At 55.5% G+C, this 23,236-nt stretch carries 19 protein-coding genes; 12 read left to right on the forward strand and 7 right to left on the reverse strand.

Annotated elements, in window-relative coordinates; translation table 11 throughout:
• The first annotated feature begins 16 nt into the window (after positions 1–16).
• Entirely contained in the window at positions 17–2,104 is a 2,088-nt protein-coding gene (locus tag AL01_RS06315) for an FUSC family protein (protein WP_077396599.1), read from the forward strand.
• 75 nt (positions 2,105–2,179) lie between these two features.
• Here AL01_RS06315 and AL01_RS06320 read toward each other — a convergent pair whose 3' ends face one another.
• Positions 2,180–2,614 (reverse strand): hypothetical protein, encoded by a 435-nt coding sequence (locus tag AL01_RS06320; RefSeq protein WP_077396600.1) that lies wholly within the window; start codon positions 2,612–2,614, stop codon positions 2,180–2,182.
• A gap of 266 nt (positions 2,615–2,880) precedes the next feature.
• Here AL01_RS06320 and AL01_RS06325 point away from each other — a divergent pair, with 266 nt between their 5' ends.
• From AL01_RS06325 to gltX, 4 genes are all read left to right on the forward strand, one after another.
• Positions 2,881–4,260, forward strand: a complete 1,380-nt coding sequence (locus tag AL01_RS06325; RefSeq protein ID WP_077396601.1) for a class II 3-deoxy-7-phosphoheptulonate synthase — start codon at positions 2,881–2,883, stop codon at positions 4,258–4,260.
• 108 nt (positions 4,261–4,368) lie between these two features.
• A complete protein-coding gene (locus AL01_RS06330; RefSeq protein ID WP_241502746.1) occupies positions 4,369–5,490 on the forward strand; it encodes a beta/alpha barrel domain-containing protein in 1,122 nt (373 codons plus the stop codon).
• Positions 5,491–5,630: 140 nt separating this feature from the next.
• Positions 5,631–6,041, forward strand: a complete 411-nt coding sequence (locus tag AL01_RS06335; RefSeq protein ID WP_143280723.1) for a hypothetical protein — start codon at positions 5,631–5,633, stop codon at positions 6,039–6,041.
• 75 nt (positions 6,042–6,116) lie between these two features.
• Positions 6,117–7,454, forward strand: a complete 1,338-nt coding sequence (gene gltX / locus AL01_RS06340; protein WP_077396603.1) for a glutamate--tRNA ligase — start codon at positions 6,117–6,119, stop codon at positions 7,452–7,454.
• Positions 7,455–7,483: 29 nt separating this feature from the next.
• Here gltX and AL01_RS06345 read toward each other — a convergent pair whose 3' ends face one another.
• The 3 genes from AL01_RS06345 to cysS form a co-directional block, all read right to left on the reverse strand.
• Positions 7,484–8,467, reverse strand: coding sequence for an ion channel (locus AL01_RS06345; RefSeq protein WP_077396604.1), 984 nt, complete (start codon positions 8,465–8,467; stop codon positions 7,484–7,486).
• Between the two features lie 70 nt (positions 8,468–8,537).
• The gene (locus AL01_RS06350; protein WP_077396605.1) at positions 8,538–9,320 is read right to left on the reverse strand and encodes an RNA methyltransferase; all 783 of its coding nucleotides are present in this window, start codon (positions 9,318–9,320) and stop codon (positions 8,538–8,540) included.
• Positions 9,321–9,328: 8 nt separating this feature from the next.
• Positions 9,329–10,717: a cysteine--tRNA ligase gene (cysS, locus tag AL01_RS06355; protein WP_408735440.1), complete on the reverse strand. Its 1,389-nt coding sequence runs from the start codon at positions 10,715–10,717 to the stop codon at positions 9,329–9,331.
• A gap of 92 nt (positions 10,718–10,809) precedes the next feature.
• On the opposite strand from cysS, the gene AL01_RS06360 reads away from it, so the two are divergent.
• The 5 genes from AL01_RS06360 to AL01_RS06380 all read left to right on the forward strand — a co-directional run bounded on the left by AL01_RS06360 (position 10,810) and on the right by AL01_RS06380 (position 17,469).
• Positions 10,810–12,207, forward strand: coding sequence for an MATE family efflux transporter (locus tag AL01_RS06360; protein WP_241502737.1), 1,398 nt, complete (start codon positions 10,810–10,812; stop codon positions 12,205–12,207).
• A 293-nt stretch (positions 12,208–12,500) separates the two neighbouring features.
• A complete protein-coding gene (locus AL01_RS06365; RefSeq protein WP_077396606.1) occupies positions 12,501–12,800 on the forward strand; it encodes a YtcA family lipoprotein in 300 nt (99 codons plus the stop codon).
• A gap of 10 nt (positions 12,801–12,810) precedes the next feature.
• The gene (gene mdtN, locus AL01_RS06370) at positions 12,811–13,863 is read left to right on the forward strand and encodes a multidrug transporter subunit MdtN (protein WP_077396607.1); all 1,053 of its coding nucleotides are present in this window, start codon (positions 12,811–12,813) and stop codon (positions 13,861–13,863) included.
• Positions 13,814–15,721, forward strand: a complete 1,908-nt coding sequence (locus tag AL01_RS06375; protein ID WP_158075945.1) for an FUSC family protein — start codon at positions 13,814–13,816, stop codon at positions 15,719–15,721. The genes mdtN and AL01_RS06375 overlap by 50 nt, the downstream gene beginning before the upstream one ends.
• On the forward strand, positions 15,721–17,469 hold the full coding sequence (locus AL01_RS06380) for a TolC family protein (RefSeq protein WP_077396609.1): 1,749 nt from the start codon (positions 15,721–15,723) through the stop codon (positions 17,467–17,469). The genes AL01_RS06375 and AL01_RS06380 overlap by 1 nt, the downstream gene beginning before the upstream one ends.
• Before the next feature lie 19 nt (positions 17,470–17,488).
• Here AL01_RS06380 and AL01_RS06385 read toward each other — a convergent pair whose 3' ends face one another.
• Positions 17,489–18,691: an MFS transporter gene (locus AL01_RS06385; protein ID WP_077396610.1), complete on the reverse strand. Its 1,203-nt coding sequence runs from the start codon at positions 18,689–18,691 to the stop codon at positions 17,489–17,491.
• Between the two features lie 333 nt (positions 18,692–19,024).
• On the opposite strand from AL01_RS06385, the gene rpsD reads away from it, so the two are divergent.
• Together rpsD and AL01_RS06395 are read left to right on the forward strand one after the other, a co-directional pair.
• Positions 19,025–19,642, forward strand: coding sequence for a 30S ribosomal protein S4 (rpsD, locus tag AL01_RS06390; RefSeq protein ID WP_077396611.1), 618 nt, complete (start codon positions 19,025–19,027; stop codon positions 19,640–19,642).
• A 90-nt stretch (positions 19,643–19,732) separates the two neighbouring features.
• Entirely contained in the window at positions 19,733–21,274 is a 1,542-nt protein-coding gene (locus tag AL01_RS06395; protein ID WP_077396612.1) for a peptide chain release factor 3, read from the forward strand.
• Positions 21,275–21,339: 65 nt separating this feature from the next.
• Here the strand turns inward: AL01_RS06395 and AL01_RS06400 are convergent, their stop codons facing one another.
• Positions 21,340–22,116 carry an endonuclease/exonuclease/phosphatase family protein gene (locus AL01_RS06400; RefSeq protein ID WP_143280712.1) on the reverse strand — a complete coding sequence of 259 codons (777 nt, stop codon included), beginning with the start codon at positions 22,114–22,116 and terminating at the stop codon, positions 21,340–21,342.
• Positions 22,117–22,267: 151 nt separating this feature from the next.
• Positions 22,268–22,960 carry a carbonic anhydrase gene (locus tag AL01_RS06405; protein ID WP_077396613.1) on the reverse strand — a complete coding sequence of 231 codons (693 nt, stop codon included), beginning with the start codon at positions 22,958–22,960 and terminating at the stop codon, positions 22,268–22,270.
• Positions 22,961–23,236: the final 276 nt, after the last annotated feature.

The raw sequence follows: 23,236 nt of genomic DNA on the forward strand, positions 1-23,236 counted from the left end.
GAGGGGAGGGCGGATCATGAGCTGGCTTAAGTTACAGCCGAATACTCTGAGTGCCGTCCTGTTCTCCCTACGGACGACCATCGCTTCGCTCGTGGCTCTGGCTATAGCCTTCTGGATGGAAATGGGATCGCCTCAATGGGCGGCCATGACGGTTTGGATCGTAGCGCAGAACTCCCGTGGGATGAGCCTTTCCAAGGGGCGGTGGCGTGTTGCTGGAACGCTGCTGGGCATGGTGGGGGGTATCAGCCTGATAGCGGTGGCCCCGCAGCACCCGTGGATTTTCTTTGTTTTACTGGCAGGGTGGGTCGGTTGGTGTACCGGCATGGCCTGTCTGCTGGAAAATTTTCGCGGTTATGCGATGGTGCTGGCCGGTTATACTGGGGCCATCATTGCTGTTGGGGCAGCAGAGCAGCCCGATCAGGTCTTTTATATCGCCATGGCTCGAGGGTCTTATATCCTTCTAGGTGTTGTGTGCGAGATGGTGGCAGGAATGGTCACCGTGCCGGGAGCCGACCGGCTGGCCCGTGCGGACCTTCAAAAGCGCATGGCCACCCTGCTGAGCGAGACGGCTTCTGCGCTGGCGCTCGTCCTGCGTCGGGATGAGCGGGGCGTAGCAGAGATGACCCGGATTCTTGGCTCATTGCAGGGGCTTAATGATCAGCTTGAGTTCATCCGTATTGACTCCCGCCATGCTGGTGAGGAGGCTGACCAAGCCTATGTGACGCTTGAGCGTGTGTCTTTCGTTCTGGCTCGTGGTGTGGGGGTCCGGTCCCGGTTGGCTTCGGCACCACATCTGCCAGATCGGCTGGCCGTGGGGCTGGAGCGTGTCGCTGGAGAGCTAGATGATATAGCGGCTTTGCTTCGGAAGGATGTTGCCCATGTCATGGATGGACTGGGGCAGCTTGAGACGATGCTTCAGGAAAATCATGCGGAGTTGGAACGATGCCTGCCAAGGGATGATGAGGATGCTCTCCAGCAAAGTATTGTCGGGGTTGGTGTGGAGATCATGCTTATTGATTTCCGTTCTGCTGTGGAATCTCACTATGCTGGTTTGCGGAAGATACCGGGGCAAGAACGGCACCGCATAAAGCGTAGGGCCGATGGAAGGCTTGCCGCCATTAACGCCATTCGTGCAGCCGTGGCCATATTGATTGGTGCTCTGGTGTGGGAGGTGACTGCTTGGTCTTATGGTGGGGCTTATATGAGCCTGCTTAGTGTGGTCTGTGCCCGCTTTGCCATCATGAATAATATGATTCTGGTTAGTAAATATTTCTTTTATGGTGCGGTGTGTTCGGTGCTGGCCAGCATTATTCCGGTTTTTCTGATCATGCCCATGAGTTCCGAATATGCCGTATTTGCTCTGCCATTTTCCGTATTGATGTTTCTGGGGGGACTGGCCCTGCGTGTGCCGTCCTTGGCAGGCATTGCGGCATCCTACGTGAATTTCTTTCCGTGGATCATGGGGTTGGATAATCAGGGACGGGTTGATGAGGTGACATGGTTCAACCAGTCCCTTGTGTTGCTGCTGGCCCTGCTAAGCGGGATTCAGGTGTTCCGTACGGTTCTGCCGTTCTCTGTAACGCAGGCATGGGCGCAGTTGCGGCGGCAGCTGGTCAAGGAAATTCAGAAGCTGAAAGAACCGCTAAGGGGCCGTGCCCAGACCCAGCGTCTTTGGACAAACGAGACAACATTGCGGATGGAGCAGATCATCCGCTTTGCAGGGCAGATTCCGCAGGATGAGATTGATAGCATGATCCGTGGGACGTTGGCCGTTATGACGGTCGGACGTAACCTGCTGACCTTGCGGGACCTTGTTACGCTCGGTCGCTTGCCCCCCAGTGCCTTGAAGGCAGGGGAGCATATGGTGCGGGATATTATCCATCTTACAGAGCAGGGGCGGGAGGATAACCCGATGACATCCGAGCAGTTCATGCAGGAGCAGACACATCTGGAGATGGTCTTCCATGGCAGTCGGGCTTTTTCCCGTCGGCGTGATCTAGCGGCCGGGATAGGCTGCCTTAGGATTATTCGTTTTGAATACCAGACAAGCCGGGCTTTCTTCTTGAAGGGCGGTAAGGCTTCCGTGCTGGAGCCCGCAGTCTGATAAAAACCCCGCTTCCCAGTGAGAGAAGCGGGGCCTGTGTGATTTAGAACGAACAGTTATAGAATGTCGCTCGGATTAGAAACCATTGCCACGGGGGGCGACCCAGCCGTTGCCAGTGGCATCACCCACCTGACCGCTTTGGACAGGGTTGGTATCCTGATAGGAGCTACCGAACTTGCCGAGATTGCTGCCTGTGACGGCATCCCGGTTGGAACGGAGATGGGCCTCGTGATCGGGGTCTGGACCGTTTTCAAATTCCGTTGAAGGCACATCTTGATAACCCGGCGGTGGTGGGCGGTGCCCCCGTGCATGGAAGTGTTCACCACCTTTAGAGGTGTTCTTCTGTGCTTCCTGCTTGGAAGATGACGTGGGAGTATCCTGATAAGGCGTGTTAAAATGGACTGTCTGGGCCACGGCGGAGGGGGCAGCAGCTGGAACAAGAGCTGCAAGACCAAAGGCCGCCGTTACCGCTGTCAGCCATTTGAAAGAGGAAGAAAGGTGCGAAGCCATGTGTGTTCTGTTCCTGTATCAATAGGGGTGCTTCTTTCCCCCATATATCCTGTGAGAGGGTATGATGATCAAGCTTTTTCAGGGTAAAATGATGATGAGGTCACAATGCGGCCATGGTACAAGGCCCGGCTTGAATAATTTTCAGCCTACTCTACCATTAGAGTAGCATTTCGGTCATAAAATTACCCATTACAGTTACGGGTCCAACCAGTATCCACGGACGGCCTGATGTGAAAAGGCCGCTTCCCTCATCGCAGGAGAACAAGATGCAGCAGTCAGACGGACATAGCAGTACGGCGGAATGGTCACCGGCCAGCTGGCGTACACGCCCGATCCGTCAGGCCCCACACTATGAGGATGGGGCCGCCCTTGCCGCCGTGGAGGAACGCCTGCATGGCTATCCGCCGCTCGTTTTCGGAGGTGAGGCACGCCGCCTGAAAGAACGTCTCGCTGCGGCATCCCGGGGGGAGGCCTTCATCCTTCAGGGTGGCCCCTGTGCTGAAAGCTTTGGTGAATTCACAGGGGATATCATCCGGGATACGTTCCGGGTGTTGTTGCAGATGGCCGCTGTGCTGACCTATTCTGCCAAGGTACCCGTGGTGAAGATCGGGCGTATGGCTGGGCAGTATGCCAAGCCTCGGTCGTCCGATATCGAGACACGAGACGGCGTGGAACTGCCCTGCTATCGTGGCGATAACGTCAACGGCCCAGAATTTACGGCAGAGGCCCGCAAGCCCGACCCTGCCCGTATGGAAATGGGGTATTTTCAGGCAGCGGGTGTGCTGAATCTGTTGCGGGCCTACTCTCGTGGTGGCTTTGCTAACCTGCATGAGGTCCATCGTTGGAATCTGGATTACGTCCGTAACTCTCCACAGGGGGAGCGTTATGAAGAGCTGGCGTCACAGATTGAGGATACGCTGGCCTTCATGAAGGCCTGTGGGGTGGAGGATAATGCCCCGCAGTATGATGAGGTGGAGTTTTATACCTCTCATGAGGCTCTGCTCCTGCCCTATGAACAGGCTCTGACCCGTGTAGATGAGGCAACAGGCCGTCATTATGGCCTTTCAGCCCATTTCCTCTGGATTGGTGATCGCACCCGCCAGCCGGGCGGGGCGCATGTGGAGTTCCTGCGTGGGGTGGATAATCCGATCGGCATCAAGGTTGGACCGACCACGACTATTGAGGACCTTCAAAAGCTTCTGGAAATCCTCAATCCTGAGGATGAAGCCGGACGTATCACGCTGATTTCCCGCATGGGGCATAGCAAAGTGCGTGATCTCCTGCCGCCGTTGCTAGAGGCCGTGCGTAAGACTGGTCGGACCGTCACATGGATTTGCGACCCCATGCATGGCAACACCACGACCTCATCCAACAAATATAAGACCCGTGCTTTTGAGCATGTTCTGGATGAGATCATGGGCTTCTTGGAAGTGTTCGAGCAGGCCGGGGTAACCCCGGGTGGTATTCATCTGGAAATGACAGGTAGTGACGTTACAGAATGTACGGGCGGCCCACGTTGCCTGACAGATGCTGACCTGCCTGTCCGTTACAGAACATTCTGTGACCCCCGTCTGAACGCTGAGCAGTCTCTGGAGATTGCCTTCCAGCTTTCAGACCGGTTGAAGCGCATTTTTGAGAAACGCTGAAGGCCTCTGCCAAGAGGCAGCACTGGCCCAGTTCTGTCAGGGAGAGACAGCGTGGTGAGTTGGAAACAGGCTCTTGAGCAGGCTCATAGCCCGAGGGAAGTACTGGATATGCCCCAGATTGAGGGGCGGACGGATGCCTATTTCCTGCGGATGCGGGATATTGTCAGCCAGTTTGGTGATTGTCGGGTGACCTATGCTGTGTTTGTGCGCCGTCCGGTTGTGGCGGCGTATGGGCTGGCCTTGCAATGGGTGCAGAACGTTGCCCATCATCAGGGATTCCCCGTTGAGATCACGGAAGTGCATCCAGAAGGCACATGGGTCGGTGCGGGTGATCCGCTTTTCTATCTGACAGGCTCTTTAGTCTCTCTGGCCCCGTTGGAAACTTTACTGCTTCAGAAGACGGGTGCGGCCTGTGTGGCAGCGCATAATGCCTATCAAATGGCCCTTGCTTTGCCAGAGGTTCCTTTTCTGGCGATGGATGCCCGCCATTGTGCTGGTGGCGAGATGCAAGAGCTGATGGCCTATGCCGCCGCTGTGGGGTCTCGGGCTGCACAGCAGGAGGGGGCTGTCGGGTTCATCGGTAATGCGAATCACGCTACGGCGGGTTTCTTTGGGCAGGAGCGGGGATTAGGGACTATGCCTCATGCCTTTATTGGTTATGCTGGCTCTACCCTGCGGGCAGCGGAAATGTATGTGGAACGCTTCCCCGATGAACCTCTGACTGTTCTGGTGGATTATTTCGGGCAGGAAGTGACGGACATGCTGGAAGTCTGTCGCCGCTTTCCAGACCGTGCAGCAGCAGGTGAGTTGAGCGTGCGGCTGGATACGCATGGCGGCCGCTTCCTCGAGGGGCTAGACCCACAGCGTTCTTATGAGGTGCTGGAACGTCATACGCCGGGCACCATTCGCCGCTATCGGTCGGAAAAAGAGCTGCGCTACTTGGTCGGAACAGGTGTTTCCGCTGCTGCCATTTGGCGGATGCGGGAAGCACTGGATGAAGCAGGCTTCCCGAAGGTGAAGATTGTCGTGTCTTCGGGCTTTGGTATTTCCAAATGCATGGCCATGCATGATGCGTCCGCTCCGATTGATATTGTGGGGACAGGCTCGTTCTTGCCGGATCGCTGGTCAGAAACCTATGCCACGGCCGATATTGTCTCCTATGATGGCGAACCACGTGTGAAGATCGGGCGTGAATTCCTTCTTCAGAAAATTCAGGAAAGGACCGGATGATGAATGACGAGGATAGAGAAGCTAGACGGGCTTTCATCAATGGCATCCGGGGAGGAGGAAGCGACCAGAGTACCGAGGAGGCTGCACAGGCAGAGGCCGAGGCAACCGTAAAGCAGGCTGATGATGGTTGGGTCGTCCGTATTCTTGATCAGTCTGGTGCCAGTGAGGGCGATGATGACGTGGTAGAGGAGGTGAAAGGCTTTCTCGACCTTGCCCACGCAAACGCTTTTGCCCGTGCGTATGTGCGGGATAGCATCGAGCGATGCCGTGTCCCCGGTGCGGCAGATAGGGATGTGTTGCAGAGCTGGTTCGCCTTTGGTGAGAATGCCGAGGTTGTAGATGCAGGTGAGGAAGGCTGGAAGTCCAGCACAGAGCTAGATGATTTTGCCTCCAACCCGGCCACCCCGATGGAACGGGACTGGCGGACGTTGGACCCTCGCCGCCTTGTTAGTGATGAAGAGCTGGCAGGCCCGCCTGACGAGAATGATCAGGATGAAGATGATGATGCCTTCGTGGCGGAAATCATCCGGCACCGCCAGCAGGAGCGGTGAAGCGTTCCTGAAGATCAGCCCTATGGATGGCAGGGGGGATCGCCCCCCGTTGAAAGAATGAGAACAGAGTACGGTATGAAAGTACGTTTTGCCCCCTCTCCGACAGGGCATATTCATGTTGGTAATGCCCGCCTTGCCGTAGCGAACTGGTTGTTTGCGCGGCGGCATGGTGGTCAGTTCCTATTGAGAATGGACGATACGGATACTCAGCGTGGCAATAAGGCCTATGAGGAGGCGATCCGCCGAGACTTGGAATGGTTGGGGTTGAGCTGGGATGAATATGCCAGACAGTCCGAGCGTCTGGCTCGCTATGAAGAAGTGATCGAACATCTCAAAGCAACGGGGCGGCTTTATCCCTGTTTTGAGAGCGAATTGGAGTTGAAATACAAGCGGGAGCAGCGTTTGAGGGCAGGGAAGCCCCCTCTGTATGATCGCTCCATGTTGAAAATGACTGATGAGCAGCGTGCTCGGGCAGAAGCCAACGGTAAGGTGCCTTATTGGCGTTTTAAGCTAAGCGGTGCCACCCGCCGCTGGCAGGACCTTGTGATGGGGGATTGCCATGTAAAGCTGACAGCCGTCTCAGACCCTGTCTTGGTGCGGGCCGATGGCAGCATCCTCTACACGCTGGCTTCTGTCATTGATGATCTGGACATGGGCATTACCCACATTCTGCGGGGTGAGGACCATGTGACCAATACAGGCGTTCAGCTCGATATTGCAGAAGCTCTGGGCGCAAAAGAGGGGCACTTCACTTTCGGGCATCTACCGCTTTTGCTGGGGCAGGATGGCGGGAAACTGTCCAAGCGTCTGGGCGGGCTGGCCCTTTCCACATTGCGGAATGATGGCATAGAACCTCGCGCTCTTGTTGCTTATTTGGCCCGTCTAGGCAGTTCAGATGACCCGCAGGTGGCATCGAGTATGGATGAGATCGTGCAGAGCTATGAGATTAGCCACGTGTCTCGTTCCGCAGCCCGGTTTGATGTACCTCAGCTTCTGGGGCTAAATCGTCGTGTCCTGCATGGTATGTCTTACGAGGATATTCGCCCGCAGCTACCCGAGGGGGCTGATGAAGCGTTCTGGTTGGCCATTCGGGGCAATATTGATCTATCTGTTGAGATTGCCCATTGGTGGGCTGTCGTAAAAGGTCATATCGTGGCCCCATCTCAGCCGGAAGAAGCAGATTTCCTGCGTGAGGCCGCCCGCCTTCTGCCAGAAGAGCCGTGGGATAATACGGTTTGGAAGCGTTGGATTGATCTGTTGAAGGCGGAAACTGGCCGTAAAGGCAAAGCTCTGTTCCTGCCGCTGCGTCTGGCCCTTACAGGGGAAGATGCAGGGCCGGAGTTGGCGGCCCTTCTGCCACTTATGGGTCGGGAGCGTGTGCTATTGCGCTTGAAGGATGCCGTACAGCATTAAGGCGTGCTTCTACCGGGATCGGCCTGTGGTCAGGTCGTCCCGGAGGGAGGGTCATCCGATACTGTGATCGGCTCTTCATCAGCGGCAGGGAGAGGGTCCGGGGATGTCATGTGGAATAGGCTGAAGTCCACTTCCATCAAGCCCCGCTCGGTCTCCTTGAGGAGACTGACGAACCGTGCCCCATAGAGTATGTCCTGCGCAGCGTAAGTGTGGTTGGCGAACACATCCTGCGCTGAAACAGGGTCGGTCGCATTGAGGATCAGGAAGATGCGGGCTTGTTGTGCCTCGAGTGTTGCCCGATCCAGCCCATAGAGCGGGCTGTTCTCTGTGATGCTATGGGAGAAAGAAAGGCTGACCGGGAAGACCGGGAAGTGACTATGCCCTAGCGTCAGCGGTTCTAGCTGGAGCGATGTATGCCCCCGTTCATCGGAACGTGTGCGGGCTAGGATGGCCTCAATACTGGTGTTCATCAGGGGGGTTTTACGAAGATTCCCCAGCCGAAAATTGAGCTTGGGAATGTCTCCGTCCTGAAATATCGTCACCATGTTGCTAAACAGGACCCGAGCATGAGGGCGGGAGAAGCGGGCAAAGACAAGACCAGTAATGATGGCGGTTGAGATCGTCCCGATCAGCATTTCAAGTGTGGCAAGGGTGTTTGCTGCGAATCCCTGCGGATAAATGTAGCCATAGCCGACCGTGGAAAGGGTCTGGGCACTGAAGAAGAAATCCCCCCAGAAGTGACCCGCTTTCACGTTGCTCAGCCCATGTGGCAACAGATAGAAACCGAGGCTGAATAGCAGGTTGAGCAGGAGATAGGCTGCCGTCACCGTGGCAAAAAAGGGCATCCATCCCATGGTCAGGCAATTATGATACATGTCCCCTAGAAGGTGGCCACGTGTCTTCCTGCGTGTAACGATGTTCAGGACGTTGTCCTGCGAGAGAAGGCTCATCCCCGGTGTTGACTGCACTGGTTTGTGCGGGTGAAGTAGAGCCTCTGGCAGTTTAATATGCATGGGATTTTAAGGCCGGTTGAAGGAAGGGGTAGCGTATCTTGCCCGGGCAGTGTGCCGGGCAAGAATGGCATCATTTTGTATGGCGTATCTTCCGTGCCCGTGAAAGTTCACTGACGACACCATGCAGTGTCCGCAATTCCTGCTCGGTGATTTCACCACGGGCGAACAGATGGCGGAGATTGCGGATCATACCCGGGCGTTTCTGCTCGTGGTGCAGAAAGCCACATTCATCAAGGTCCCGCAGAAGGTGGGTCATGAAGTTTTCAACCTCACCTTTCGTAGCGACATGTGTCTCATTGGTCATGAGATACTGCTCGGGCACGGTATCTTCTGTCAGATACCATTCATAGGCCATAACAAGCACAGCCTGAGCCAGATTGAGCGACATGAAACGGGGGTTGAGTGGATAGCGGATGAGCGTATCGGCCCGGGCCATGTCTTCATTATCCAGTCCTGCCCGTTCTGGGCCGAAGAGGATACCGCTTTTTAGTTTCCGGCTGCTGGTAGCTCGCAGTTCTGCCGCAGCACCACGAGCCGTCATGACCGGCTTGATGATATGGCGGGGGCGGGGGCAGGTGGCAAAAACACGGTGTAGATCGGCGATGGCATCATCGACCGTTTCGAAGACTGTGGCTTCTTCAAGGATGCGATCAGCCCCGGAGGAGGCATACCAAGCCCGGGGTTGTGGCCAGCCATCACGCGGGGCCACGAGGCGGAGATGGAACAGCCCACCATTAGCCATGGCCCGGGCTGTAGTCCCGATATTTTCGGCCAGTTGAGGGCGGACGAGAATGACAACGGGGTCAAAAGGAGCGGGTGGGGCCAGATCGGCCCCGCCGTTACGGCCTGTCATGGGGTATATTATCCTTTCCGCCAGATTGTACCGGCTGGGCCATCTTCCAGCAGGATGCCCTTTTCTGCCAGATCATTGCGTATCTGGTCAGCCAGAGCAAAATCACGGGCCTTACGGGCCGCAAGACGTTGTTCAATCAGGGCCTCAATGGCGGCGGGGTCAAGTTCTGTTCCCCCCTGGAACCAATCAGCGGGACTCATGGTAAAGAGGCCCAAAAGCTGCCCCCCTGCGAGGAGAAGATTTGCCGCTTCCTGCTGGCCATCTAGTGCAGCATCGGCATAGCGGTGAAGCACGCTGAGAGCCAACGGCGTGTTGAGGTCATCACAAAGAGCATCCAGTACATCAGCCGGGACGGCATCTGTTGCTGTGGGAGTGGTTTTCTCCAGTGCCCGGTAGAAGCGGTCCATAATGCGGCGGGCTTCGTCCAGCTTCTCCCATGTAAAATCCAACGTGGAGCGGTAATGCGACCCAAGGAAAAGCAGGCGCAGGGCCTCTGCCGGGGTGCGGTCTAGTACTTCATGGATAGTGTGGAAATTACCCAGCGATTTGGACATTTTCTCCCCGCCGGAAAGTAGCATCCCGGTATGGAGCCAATGGCGGGCAAAATGGCTGTGAGGGTAGCAGCAGAGAGACTGTGCCCGTTCATTTTCATGATGGGGGAAGAGCAGGTCATTCCCGCCGCCATGAATGTCGAAACTTTCCCCGAGGTAACGTTCAGCCATGGCAGAACATTCGATGTGCCAGCCGGGGCGGCCACGACCATAGGGGCTATCCCAACCCGGTTCATCCTCGCTGGATGGTTTCCAGAGGACGAAGTCACCGGGGTTACGTTTATAACCGGCGACTTCCACACGGGCACCGGCCTGCATATCTTCCAGCGAACGGCCAGATAGGGCGCCGTAGCTGGGGAAAGACGTGACATCAAAAAGCACATGCCCGTCTGCTTCGTACGCATGACCCTGCGTGATGAGACGGTCGATCATTTTCAGCATATCAGGAATATGCTGTGTGGCTCTGGGTTCAATAGTAGGGGGTAGGATGTTCAGAGCGGCGAGATCGTCGTGAAAATCCTGTGTGGTACGTTCTGTTAGGCGAGCGATGTCTTCGTTATTTTCTCGTGCCCGCTGAATGATTTTGTCATCAATATCGGTGATATTGCGGACATAGGTAACCTGCGGATAGAGCGCACGGAGCAGACGGACAAGCACGTCTGCACTTAGCATGGAACGTAGATTACCAAGATGCACCCGGTCATAGACGGTCGGTCCACAGAAATAGAGGCGGACATTGGTGGCATCATCAGGGGTGAAAGGGACAGTCGAACGCTGATGGCTATTATGAAGCCTCAAGCCGGACTGGGTGGACATCGGGTCTGGATTGCTCTGCTGCGTGCTCATGTCTGTTCAATGCGACAGAGATGCGTCTGGTGCAACAGGGAAATCACTCTTTAGCACTTGCGCTTTGGGTTATATGCGATAGAGACAAACTCATGTCCACACCCAGAATGAAACATGTCGCCCCTGCTGTGGGGATGTCCGCTCACATCCGCACTTTGATTCAGGTTGGTTTGCCTCTTGCTCTCTCTCAGCTTTCGGAGATGGCTATGGGGGTGACTGATACCATCCTGTTGGGAAGCCTCGGGGTGGACGCTGTGGCCATTGGAGGGATTTCTAATAATTTCTTCTTCACGACCATGATCTCTTTTCAGGCTGTGTTGGGTGGAGTCGGTGTGTTGCTGTCCCATGCCCGTGGCGGAGTGGAGCATGGTCATGGGGAAGGCCATGACAGACGGAGCATCATCAGTGCGGGGGCCGTGCTGGGTTTGCTGGCGTTCATTCCCTGTTTGATCCTGTTGCTCTGTTCTAGCCGCATATTTGGGCTGATGGGTGAGCCATTCATGGTGACGGAGCAGGGGGGACAGTTCATCAATGTGTTGCTTTATGCGCTCTTTCCCAATCTGGTTCTGCTAGGGCTGTGCCGTGTAGCATTGCCATCGCTCGGAGCAGAATCCCTGTTGCTCTGGACGATGCCTGCCATGGCCTTGTGTAATGGGGTGCTTAATGCGGCCCTGATACATGGTTGGTTGGGGCTGCCTGCCTATGGCCTGTTTGGGTCCGCCCACGCCACGATGCTGACAGGCTGGGCCATGAGCCTCGTTCTTTTACTTCTCTGCCTCTGGCGGCCCAGCTTGCGGGGGCTGTTAAAGCCGGCGAGGGTGCGGTGGCCTCTTCTAAAGGAGCTGCTGGTACTGGGCTTGCCCATGATGATTACGGCGGCCTCTGAACTGCTGCTGTTCCAGATTACGACACTGAATGCTGGACGGTTGGGAACGCGCAGCCTTGCGGCGCATCAGGTGGCATTGAATACTATTTCCCTCTTTTTCATGGTCTGTTTGGCCATTGGGCAGGCTGCGAATGTGCGGGTTGCCTATTGGCGGGGGGCGAAAAAAACGGCGGAGGCCTGTCGTGCCTCCAGCGGTGCCTTGTTGCTCGTGTTGGGCTGGACCGTCATGACAGGGCTGGTTCTCATTTTGATGCCCGAGGTTGTGGCCCGTCTTTATTATACGGGGACCCCGCCAGATGTTGGCACGTTTACCACAACGGTTCTGCTGCTGAAAATCGCTGGGATTTTTCAGATCGTGGATGGAGTGCAGGCAGTTTGCAACGGGGCGTTGCGGGGCTGTGGGGATACGTTCATTCCTATGGTTATCAGCATTGTTAGCTATGGGGTTGTGGGTATTGGTTTGGGATATTGGCTGGCTTTCCGGTGGGGGTACGGTGTGCAAGGTCTGTGGATAGGACTTGCCGCAGGGCTGGGCGTAACGGCTTTTGCCCTTGGGGGGCGGCTGTATCTGCTGTTGTACCGCACGGCAGCCACCCGGCCTTAAAAAGGTCACTTGCCGTGATGCCCTGTGGGAGGATAGGTAATCTGGAACGTTGTTTGGGAAGACGCATGGTGTGTTCGACTATTAACCCTAGGCTGGCTGAATCTGGGGTGTCCCCCCTCCTTAATTCGTTTGAAAAAGGGGGTGTGGTCCCGTATGGTCGGGCATCTCAGCGTATTAAAAAACATGAGTGATCTGGTTGGTCAGATGCTTTGCGAAGGCAGTAGTGCCTGCGTGTCTGGGGGCGGGCTCTGCGGAGTTGCGTATTGTCCCAGTAGGTGGAAACAGGAGCGTGCATGAAGCTGCCCGGAGTATTTTCTATTAGGTCCCGTGGGGGCCCATGGTTGGGTCTTGCTTTGCTTATGGCCCCAGTGCAAGGCTGGGCCAGCATTGGGGCGCCGAGCTTCCCTCTGGCAGGGGCTTATTTCCCGGCGTGGCTTATATGCTTGTTTATAGGTGCGGTTGGTGCTGCCCTGCTACGGCTGGTTTTCATGATCCTGCATGTGGATGGTTTGTTGCGGTACCATCTGGTGACCTATCTCTCCATGGGCACGATGCTGGGGTTGATTGCTTGGCTTCTTCTCTACGGGCAATAAGGGCGGTTTCATGAAAAAAGAACGGATTAAAGGCCGCTTCCCGGTGGGAAGTGCGATTGCGATGGCCACTTTGGTATGCGCTCTGCTGGGTGTCCTTTATGTGGATCACCAGTCAGGGCAGCACCCCAATAGTGATAGTGCCGTTATTTACACGGAGAGCGTGCATGTTGCCGCTCTTGTGGGGGGACGCCTCCAGACGCTTTCCGTCCGGGATAATCAGGTTGTCCATAAAGGGGACCTGCTCTACCAGATCGACCCAGAGCCTTATGAGATTGCTCTACACAAGGCTGAGGCAAGCGAGACGCAGGCACAGGCTGATTTGAATGATGCACGGCGTGCGCTGGCTGTGCGTATGGCCAATGCGGCAAGTAATGAGCGCAGGCGGCACCAGGCGGAAGATGAGAAGGACCTTGCTTGGCGTACAGTAACCCGTCTCAAACCGCTGGCAGAGCAGCATTATGTGTCTTGGCAGGTTTATGACCAGGCCGTGACGAAGTTCAATTCTGCTGTTGATGCGTTGGCGGAAGCTCAGCACGAGCAGCAGGCCAGTCAGGTTGCCATTGGTGACGTAAAGCACGCCGAGGCTATGCTTCAGGAGGCTTCCGTTGCGGTGGAGCATGCCCGCTATGAGCTGCGGCAGACTCGTGTTTCGGCTGATATTGATGGTTATGTAACCAGCCTGAATGTTCGGGAAGGCGAGGTGCTGGCTGCCAACCAAAATCTGTTCACTCTGGTGTCCAAAGATGAATGGTATGCTCTGGCCCCGATCCGGGAGATTAACCTGAAGCCTGTTCACCCGGGTGCCTGTGTGACTGTTTACTCCATGATCGACCGTAGTAAGGCTATTCATGGTGTTGTCGAGAGTATCGGCCGTGGTGTGCTGACCGACTACATGAAGGAAAGTGACCGTGGGGTGCCGTATGTCGAGCGGCAGATGGACTGGGTGCATATCGCCCAGCGTTTCCCTGTGCGTATCAAGATTGATCACGCTCCTGAATATCTGATGAGACTGGGTGCAACAGCCAACGTGGAAATTCTCCATGGTGCTGCCTGCCATGCTTAAACCCTACTATGACGCCTTTATGCGTCTATGGCGGCTGATTATAAGGCCAACCCGTGGACGTACGGCTCTTGCCTTGCGGACTGCCATACTTTGTATGGTGGTCGTTCTCATTGGCGAGATTTGGCAGCTCCCGATGTTGACCTTGCTAACCCTTACATTGGGGGCGCTCTGGCAAGGTAATAGGGTGGCGAACATGAAGGTATCCGTCATGTACGTCATCTTCTTTTCTGGCGTGACGGGTGTTCTTTATGTAGGTGTTGCTACGACAATTAACAATTTTTTAGCAACACTGATCTTCAATCTTATACTCAGCTTCATTTTTTTCTTCCTAAGTACAACAACTATTCTTGGCATGATCAGTGTTATTGGTGGGTTGATCCTATCTTATATGCTGGTATCGCTGGATAGTGTGCAGAATGGCGATAGCATCGCCCGTCTTGTTCTGTCTGCGTGGCGTGTGTTCCTCATCATTGGTGGTATGATTGCTTTTCTGGGAAGCTGCCTTTCCCCTTCACCAGAGCACGTTCTGACAGACCAGATTATTGAGCGGCTACGTCTATCGGCAAAATGTCTGGGGCGGCGAGGAGAAGGGCGACTGATCCCTCAGGCGTGGCAGGATGCTGTCATGGATACTGTGGGCGAGGGTGTCAGTGGCATGTTTGGCCTGCTCGGGGCCGCTACTGTGGAGCAGCGTTGGAGCACAGAGGACCTATCCTATCTGCGCCGTGCCGCACTGAACAGTTTCGGAATTTTGCAATTTGTTGAACGTTGCTTGAAGCCCCATGTGGCCATCCCTAGGGAAGATTGTACCTATCTGGCAGATCGCCTGAATGAAGTGGCCGATTATTTCGAAACAAACGGTCGCCCTGTTGATATGGAAGGCCCGCAGGTCTGTTCAGGTGAGATTACGCATGAAATAGAGCGTCTGCTGAACGGGTTTGAGAAGCCACTGACCGCCGAAGAGGTGCAGTTGCCATCCGGTCCAGCCGGCAGTGCCGCCCCCCCAAAGAAGAAGCCGGGCTTTTTTCTCCCCGGGGCTTTTACGGACCGGGAACATATCCGTTATGCCGTTAAGGGTACCGTATCTGTCTGTATTGCCATCATCACATATAAGATGCTGAATTGGCCGGGTGTACACACCTGCATTGTTACCTGCTTCATCGTCTCTCTACCAACGATGGGGGCTGTGCTGGACAAGCAGCGCCTGCGTATTGTCGGTGCCCTGATGGGCTGCTGCATGGCCATGGGGACTATCATATGGCTTATGCCGCATATGACGAATATAGCCGAAATCATGCTTGTTATGGGTGTGGTCATCTTCATCGGCGCGTGGGTGAAGGCCGGCGATCAGCGTATTTCCTATCTTGGGTTGCAGATCATCGTAACCTTCACACTGTCCGATCTCGCTAAATATACCCCCATAACAGACCTGACTGTCCCGCGCGATCGTATCATCGGTATTTTGATTGGCTTGGCCATTACCTATGTCGTGCATACTTTGTTCTGGCCCCACAGTGCGATGGGCGGTGCCCTGCAAAAGCTGAAGGCTCTTGATGGCCTGTTGGCGCAGGATGTGACGGATTGGAATCAGGATCAGCGCATATTGCAGGCTGCAAAGGTGCAGGAAACGGCTAGCGGTGCCATGAGTCAGCTACGGCAGGTTATGATAGAACCAGCAGCCATGCGCCCGACAAAACATCGGATGCGGCAATATATGTTGTTTCTGCGGCGTGCGGTCGTAAGTGCTGGGTGTTTGTTCGGCGATATTGCTGCTAACCGGCAGAAACAGGCCCTCCGTCTAGGGCAGATTTTGAAGGGGGGGGAGGCCACTTCCCTTAACGAAGGAGGAGGTCTCTGATGGATGGTTTTGTGTGGAAACAGGACATGACGCAGGGAAAGATACAGGGGCAGTCTCATCAGACATCATCTCGTGGCAGGTATCCTTCCATAAAACAGGGTGAAAGGCCGATGTGGCGCAGGGCTGCACTGGTCTGCACTGTTCTTCTCTGTGGTAGCGCATTGAGCGGCTGCCAGACTACAGCCATGCAGAACATGCCTCTTGCACCCGACCAGCCGTGGGCGGCACCAGTCGATGCAAACGGCCATATTATTGAGGGGCACGAAAAAGGCGCACCGGGCCATAAAGGCGGCCGTATGTTGAAGATGCCTGCCGGGTACCGTTTATCCTCGGATCATGCCCTGCCACAGCCCGCTGCGTTGGGGACTGTTCAGGTGGACCATTCCTATAATCTGGTGGACCTGATCGACATGGCGCAGTCCATCAATCCCTCCACCCGTCAGGCGTGGGATGCTGCTAGAGAGAGTGCGGCAGAGACCGGTATTGCCCGTTCTGCCTATCTTCCTCATCTGACAGCGACTGCCCTAGGAGGCTACGGGGTTCTGGAGCCTCATAACCGTTTCCGGTCCGATGGGGTTAAGGTCAATACCAATACCCGTATTCATGGGACATTGGAACGTCAGCAGGTAGGGCTGGAGTGGCTTCTCTTCGACTTCGGTAAGCGGCGTGCCGTTATGGAGGAAGCAACTCAGAAAAGCATCGGGCAGAACATCCTGTTTACGGGGGAACATCAAAAGGTCATTCATCAGGTAGCTTTGGCGTATTATCGGTATGCGGCAGCGTTGAATAACGTTTCGCTCGTGCGTCAGTCCCTCGAGAATGCCCATGCTATTGCTCGTGCAGCGGATGCAAATCTGCGCAACGGGGAAGGGACGGTCATTGATACAGCACAGGCCGAGCAGGCCGTGGCAGAGGCCGAGCTTGTATTGGCCCGGACGGAAGGTGATGTAAAAACCTATCGCCTGGAATTGCTGACAGCGGTTGGTTTGAATCCGTCCCAGCCTTTGCATGTCCAGACGGATACCGGGCGGAACATCCGTGTTGAGGATATCCGTCTCAGTGAAGACATGGTGCACGAGGCCGTGGGGCGTCGCCCGGATGTTCTGGCAGCCTATACGAGCTTACGGGCCGCTCAAAGCGCAGTGGAAGGGGCCCGGGCTAGCTATAGGCCGCAGATATTCATGAGCGGTAATGTCGGGTACGGGTTTGATGATATCCGCCTCCGTAATCTGCCACTCGTGAATACGAATTCGCTTAATGACCGGGTTCATACGTTCGGAAGCCTGATTACAGCGGGGATTACCGTGCCCATCTATGATGGTGGTTTGCGCCGCAATCGCCTCCGTCAGGCGCATGAGCGGGAAGATAGTGCCCGTGCCGCCCTTCAGGATACGCAGAATAATGCGGTGCGTACCATTGTGAGTGCCGAGGCCATGCTCCATACGGGCATTACAGCCTATCAGGCCGCCCTGAGCCTTCAGAAGGCCAGTCAGACAGGCTTTGATGCCGCCCTGACAGCCTATCGCTCTGGTGATGGTACGATGACCCGTATGCTGGAACTGCAGAATACGTTGCTCAACGCTCGCTTGGCCGTTTCGGACAGTTATTACGGGATGCTGAGTGCTGCAGCTTCTCTGGCTTATGCTGCCGGTACGCTGGGTAGCAGCAGCGTTCTGTCCGATATTGAAGGCTCATTGGAGGAAACGGCACCGGTCGTTCCCGTCTCCAACGGTCAGGCCCCCGGCTGAGGGGGCCTTTCCAGTTGGGTCATGCTTTGTGTCGGTGGGCAACGTATAGCGTGATGAAATAGATCAGCAGCCCACCGGCCGAGAGAATGGCACCACCCCATCCGACTGAACCAATACCCAGACCATTCTCCACGAGCATGGCCCCCAGAGATGCCCCCAGAGCATTAGCGATGTTGAAGGCTGAATGATTCAGTGAAGCAGCCAGTGTCTGGGCATCTCCGGCAACTTCCATAAGGCGGGACTGCATGGCCGGGCTAAGAATGACCGTGGCAGCGGGCAGAAAGAAACAGACGACCAGCATGGTAATGCTGGAAGGCAGGAAGAGCCAGAATGCCAGCATGAAGATGATGCTGCCAATCAAACTGAAAATGGTGGTACGGTCGAGGTTCCGGTCGATCATGGCCCCACCAAAGGAATTGCCTGCTACCATCCCGCATCCCCAGATGACCTGATAGAGCGTGATCATCCAATGATTGAGATGCGTTACCTGCCCTAGAGCAGAGGTTAGAAAGGTGTAGACGGCAAACATGCCACCAAAGCCGATGGCCCCTGTTAGCAGGGTTAGTAGCACATGGGGGTTTTTGAAGGCTGTCAGCTCTGAAAGGGCATTGACGTTGGCCTGCGGGCGATCCGCTGGGATGAGGAACGCTACACCCGCCACACAGAGCAGCCCCAGTACGGAGAGAGCGCCATAGATGGCCTCCCATGAGATATACTGAGAGAGGAACGTGCTGAGCGGTGCGCCGATAACGGTGGAGAACATGATGCCTGAGAGCACCATGCTGATCGCCCGACCACGTCGTGCTCGTTCCACCATAGAAGCCCCCGTCAGGGCAGCAATGCCAAAAAAGGCGCCATGCGGCAGCCCCGTGATGAAGCGCATCACCTCAATAGGGAGCAGTGGTGAGAATAGGATGGTGCCGATATTGCCAATGCAGAAGAGGGAGAGCAGAAGCAGCAATATGGTCCGGCGGGGCAGATGCGCTCCGGCAATGGCCATGATGGGGGCTCCCACCACAACCCCCAGCGCATAGGCCGAGATAACAGCACTGGCCTGCCCAATGGAAATATTCAGGGCATGGGAGAAAGCGGGTAGAATACCCATCATGCCGAACTCACCGGTGCCGATGGTGAATGTCCCTAGCATGAGGGCCGCAATGGCAGGGGCAACACCATGGGGTGGACGCAGGCGCGGGCCTGTAACCGTTTCGGTCGGCTCCATAAAGGGAGTTCTCCAGTCTGATTAGGGAGTCTGGGGTATAGGGGATATGGCCCGGTTTTTTCAATCTCCATCTAGGGGCAAAAAGGTGGTGTACAGGGCAGGAGATGGTGGCAGTTCTTGACAGTCCGTATGGCCTCGTGTAACGGCATGTGCATTGCCGGGAATGTCGGATGGTCTGGCCGGAATAGTGCGTGCTGTGGCGTAGTATTCCATAAGGCTCGTAGGCTGTTCCGTTCTTTCTGTTCCACTTCGGGTGGAGGGGGAGGAGCCTACCGGTGCAACAAAGGGCCGCCGCGCAGGTTCGCCGGTCTGACAGAAATGCGGGTTTAACCGATGTCAAAACGTCTTGAGAGCAAGTACAAAATTAACCGCCGTCTCGGCGTTAACCTGTGGGGCCGTGCTAAGTCCCCGGTGAACCGTCGTGAGTATGGCCCGGGCCAGCATGGTCAGCGTCGCCGCCAGAAGCCGTCTGACTACTCTGTCCAGCTGATGGCTAAGCAGAAGCTGAAGGGTTACTATGGTAACATCAGCGAGAAGCAGTTCCGTCGCTATTATGATGAGGCCGTGCGCCGCAAGGGTGATACCTCCGAGAACCTGATCGGTCTGCTGGAGCGTCGCCTGGATGCCGTCATCTACCGTCTGAAATTCGCCATGACACCGTTCGCTGCTCGTCAGTTCGTCAGCCACGGTCATGTGCTGGTTAACGGCAAGCGCGTCAACATCCCGTCCTACCTGGTGAAGGAAGGCGATGTGATCGAGGTGCGTGAGAAGTCCAAGCAGCTCGCTATCGTTCTGGATGCCGTGCAGAGCGCCGAGCGTGATGTGCCGGAATACATCGAAGTGGATCATCGCCAGATGAAGGGTTCCTTCATCCGCGTTCCGCAGCTTTCCGATGTGCCTTACCCGGTGCAGATGGAACCGAATCTGGTGGTCGAGTTCTACTCCCGCTAAGATACGGTCATTGGCTGTATACGGAGACGCCGGGCGGTTTTACCGTCCGGCGTTTGCCGTTTCTTACGCTCTCTTTTCAGGAAAGCTGATATGTCCGACCCTACCATTGCTGCGGAAATTCCCCGGCGGCGCACCTTTGCCATTATTTCCCATCCGGATGCTGGTAAAACCACACTGACAGAACGCATCCTGCGGGCTGGTGGGGCTATTCAGATGGCCGGGAATGTCCGGGCCAAGGGGGAGCGGCGGCGTACCCGGTCGGACTGGATGAATATTGAGAAGGACCGTGGTATTTCAGTTGTCACCTCGGTGATGACCTTCAATTATGGCGGCTGCGTTTTCAATCTGTTGGATACGCCGGGCCATGAGGACTTCTCCGAAGATACCTACCGGACCCTAACGGCTGTAGATTGTGCGGTGATGGTGATTGACGCCGCCAAGGGTATCGAAGCCCGGACACGCAAGCTATTTGAAATCTGCCGTTTGCGGGATATTCCCATCGTCACCTTCATCAACAAGATGGACCGTGAGGCACAGGATTGCTTTGCCCTGCTGGATGAAATTTCCAATGCGCTAGCCTTGGATGTTTCCCCAGCGACATGGCCAGTCGGTCGGGCGGCCAAATTCGCCGGTATTTACGATCTGCGCACAAAGTCTCTGCATCTCAAAGAAGAGCTGCCAGAAGATGATGAACGGCTGGCCCTTATGCGGGAAGAGGTAGAGCTGGCCGAGGTTGCTCTACCACCTTTCGAAAAAGAATTTTTTGATGAAGGGCATCTGACACCCGTCTTCTTCGGCTCTGCCATGAAGGAGATTGGCGTGACCGACTTGCTGGATGCTCTGGCAGCCTACGGGCCGCCGCCCCGTGCTCAGCCCTCTGAAACGCGTGATGTGCAGGCAACGGAAGAGGCTGTCACTGCGCTGATCTTCAAGATTCAAGCGAACATGGACCCTAACCACCGGGATCGCATGGCTTTTGCCCGTGTTTGTTCTGGTAAGTTGACTCGGGGCATGCGCTTGAAGCATGTGCGTACCGGTAAGCAGTTTGCGCTTCATACGCCGCAGTTCTTCTTCGCACAGGATCGTCAGCTGGTAGAGGAAGCCTTCGCCGGGGATGTGGTGGGGATTCCCAATCATGGCACCTTGCGCATTGGTGATACGCTGACAGATGGCGAGGATTTGCGCTTTACGGGTGTTCCGCACTTTGCACCGGAGATTTTGCGCCGTGTGCGGCTGGATGATGCCATGAAGGCTAAGAAGCTGCGTCAGGCTCTTGTAGAGCTAGCGGAAGAAGGTGTCGTGCAGCTCTTCCGCCCGCAGGATGGTGCACCGCCGATTGTCGGGGTGGTGGGAACGCTCCAGCTAGATGTGCTGCAATCTCGCCTTCAGGCGGAATATAATGTGCCGGTTGGTTTCGAGAGTACACCCTTTACGCTGGCCCGCTGGGTAACAGGCGATAAGGCGGCTCTGGAGCAGTTCGAGGCCCTCAATCGGAGTGCCATGGCGGATGATCTGGATGGAGACCCGGTCTTCCTCGCAGGGTCAGGCTTCATGATGAACCGGGCTGTTGAGATGAATGAAGCATTGAGCTTTCATGACATTAAACAGATAGGTATGGCCGGTAAGGACTGATCCCTTTCGGTCTTTTCTGGATCGTGGAAAAGCCCCTCAGTTATTGGCTGGGGGCTTTTTTCATGTCATGGGAGCTGCATTTGGATGGAGACAGGGCAGTGGTCCGACAGTGTCAGCCCCTTGGGAGCGTTGCGGAGCAGCATGACACGCAGGCTTCCCGGCACGAACCAGCCGCGGGCCTGATTGCCGAGTAGGATATGGTCGATAAAGAGGTCCCCGCTACGGCGGCAAGGGCTGGTGAAGCCAGCGGTCGTCAGGGTGAGGTCTGCATCACTTTGGAGAAGACGCATGATAGGATCAGATGGTGTCAGGCGTCTGTTGAAATCACCGAGTATGGCGAAGGGCGTACCATCATCCAGCCGGTCCATCATCCAATTTTCAATGACATGGAACTGCTGATAGAGCAGGGAGCAGGCGCGCTTCTTTGCTTCAAGAGGTTGGGCCCAGCATCCAGTCTTTAGATGGACGACCAATAGCCTCAAGCTGGCAGCCCCCTTATGCAGGGTAATATCCATACCACCCCGTAGAGCATGATGATGCCCTCGTTGAGGAATGTTGAGTGCCGTTACTTCTGGATTGACGGTAACTGTCAGCCCAGAACTGCGCCGAACGGCCAGCCCGACCTTTTGGATGATCGGATCAGACGTGATGTAGAGATCATAATCCTCTTGCGGGAAGACAAGCCGGGCCGCTTCCAAGCTGTCCACTTCTTCAAAAGCGAGGACATCGCTATGGAGACGCTGTGCATAATGGCGCAAAGCGGCAAAATCGGCGGCGGTGCGGGTAGGAGCGTTGGGTGGCAAGGCGTGGTCATGGGCGGGGCGGAGGGTGAGCCAGTCCATGTTCCAGCTACTCAGTTTTATGCTCTCCGATGCTTGGGCAGGGGAAAGAAGTAGGCTGATCCCGACACACAGGCATGAGATGAAGGCACGGCATAAAAAACCGCCTGCCCCGTGGGACAGACGGCTTTTCCATATCGGGGAAAGCACCCTTTTAGTCATTGTCAGTAGAGTTGGGCTTTTTGAGGAGTGCGATAGCTTCCTCAACAGAATATTCCTTCTTATTCTCATCATTGAGAATATACATCCGGCCATTCTGGATGTCGTAGTACCAACCTTGCACGTTTAGCTCATTGCGAGATAGAGCCTTGGCAACAATGGGGTGTGTCTTCAGATGGGTGAGCTGCAAGCGGACATTGGCTTCTGCCAGATCACGGACATCTTTCGGTCCGACATCTTCAGCACGCAGGTCGCTAATGGTCGCAGCGGCAGCTTCAGCATTATGCAGCCAGCGGCGGACAGTCGGCATATTGGCGAGTTTGTCCGGGTTTGTGGCCAGATTGATGAGGGCGGACATGGCCCCGCAGTTGGAGTGGCCACAGATGATGATGTTCTTCACACGCAGCGCACCAACGGCATATTCAATGGCAGAGGCGACAGCCCCAACCATGTTGCCATAAGCGGGGACGATATTACCGACATTGCGGATAAGGAACAGTTCGCCCGGCTCTGTTTGTGTGATCAAGCTGGGGCTAATGCGGCTGTCGGCACAGGTGATGAACAGTGTTGGCGGGGTCTGATCGTAAGCCAGACTCTGGAAGAGGTCCTTTTTCTGCGGATATACCTCTTTCTCAAAGGTATGGACGCCATCAAGGAGTTCCAGAAGAGTGTTACGGTGGAAGACCATAGCGTTATGTTTCCTGACTAAAGACGCATCGCATCATGCGGGGCAATGGCCCCATGAGAGACTATTACGGGCTAGACGGGAAGGTCTGGCCGTAAATCAGACACTAAAAATTTTTTTAATGAGCGTCCAGTGTGGAGCCCCTTTTGATTTATGAAATGTCTTTCATGAGAACCAAAGACAAGGCCAAGTCAGGCCGTATTGCGATGGTGCGGTGAGATGCAGATAGTAAAAAAGCGTCAGCCCATGAGGAAAGGGGCTGACGCTTTCTTTAAAATA

This window comes from Bombella intestini (assembly GCF_002003665.1).
Classification (GTDB): domain Bacteria; phylum Pseudomonadota; class Alphaproteobacteria; order Acetobacterales; family Acetobacteraceae; genus Bombella; species Bombella intestini.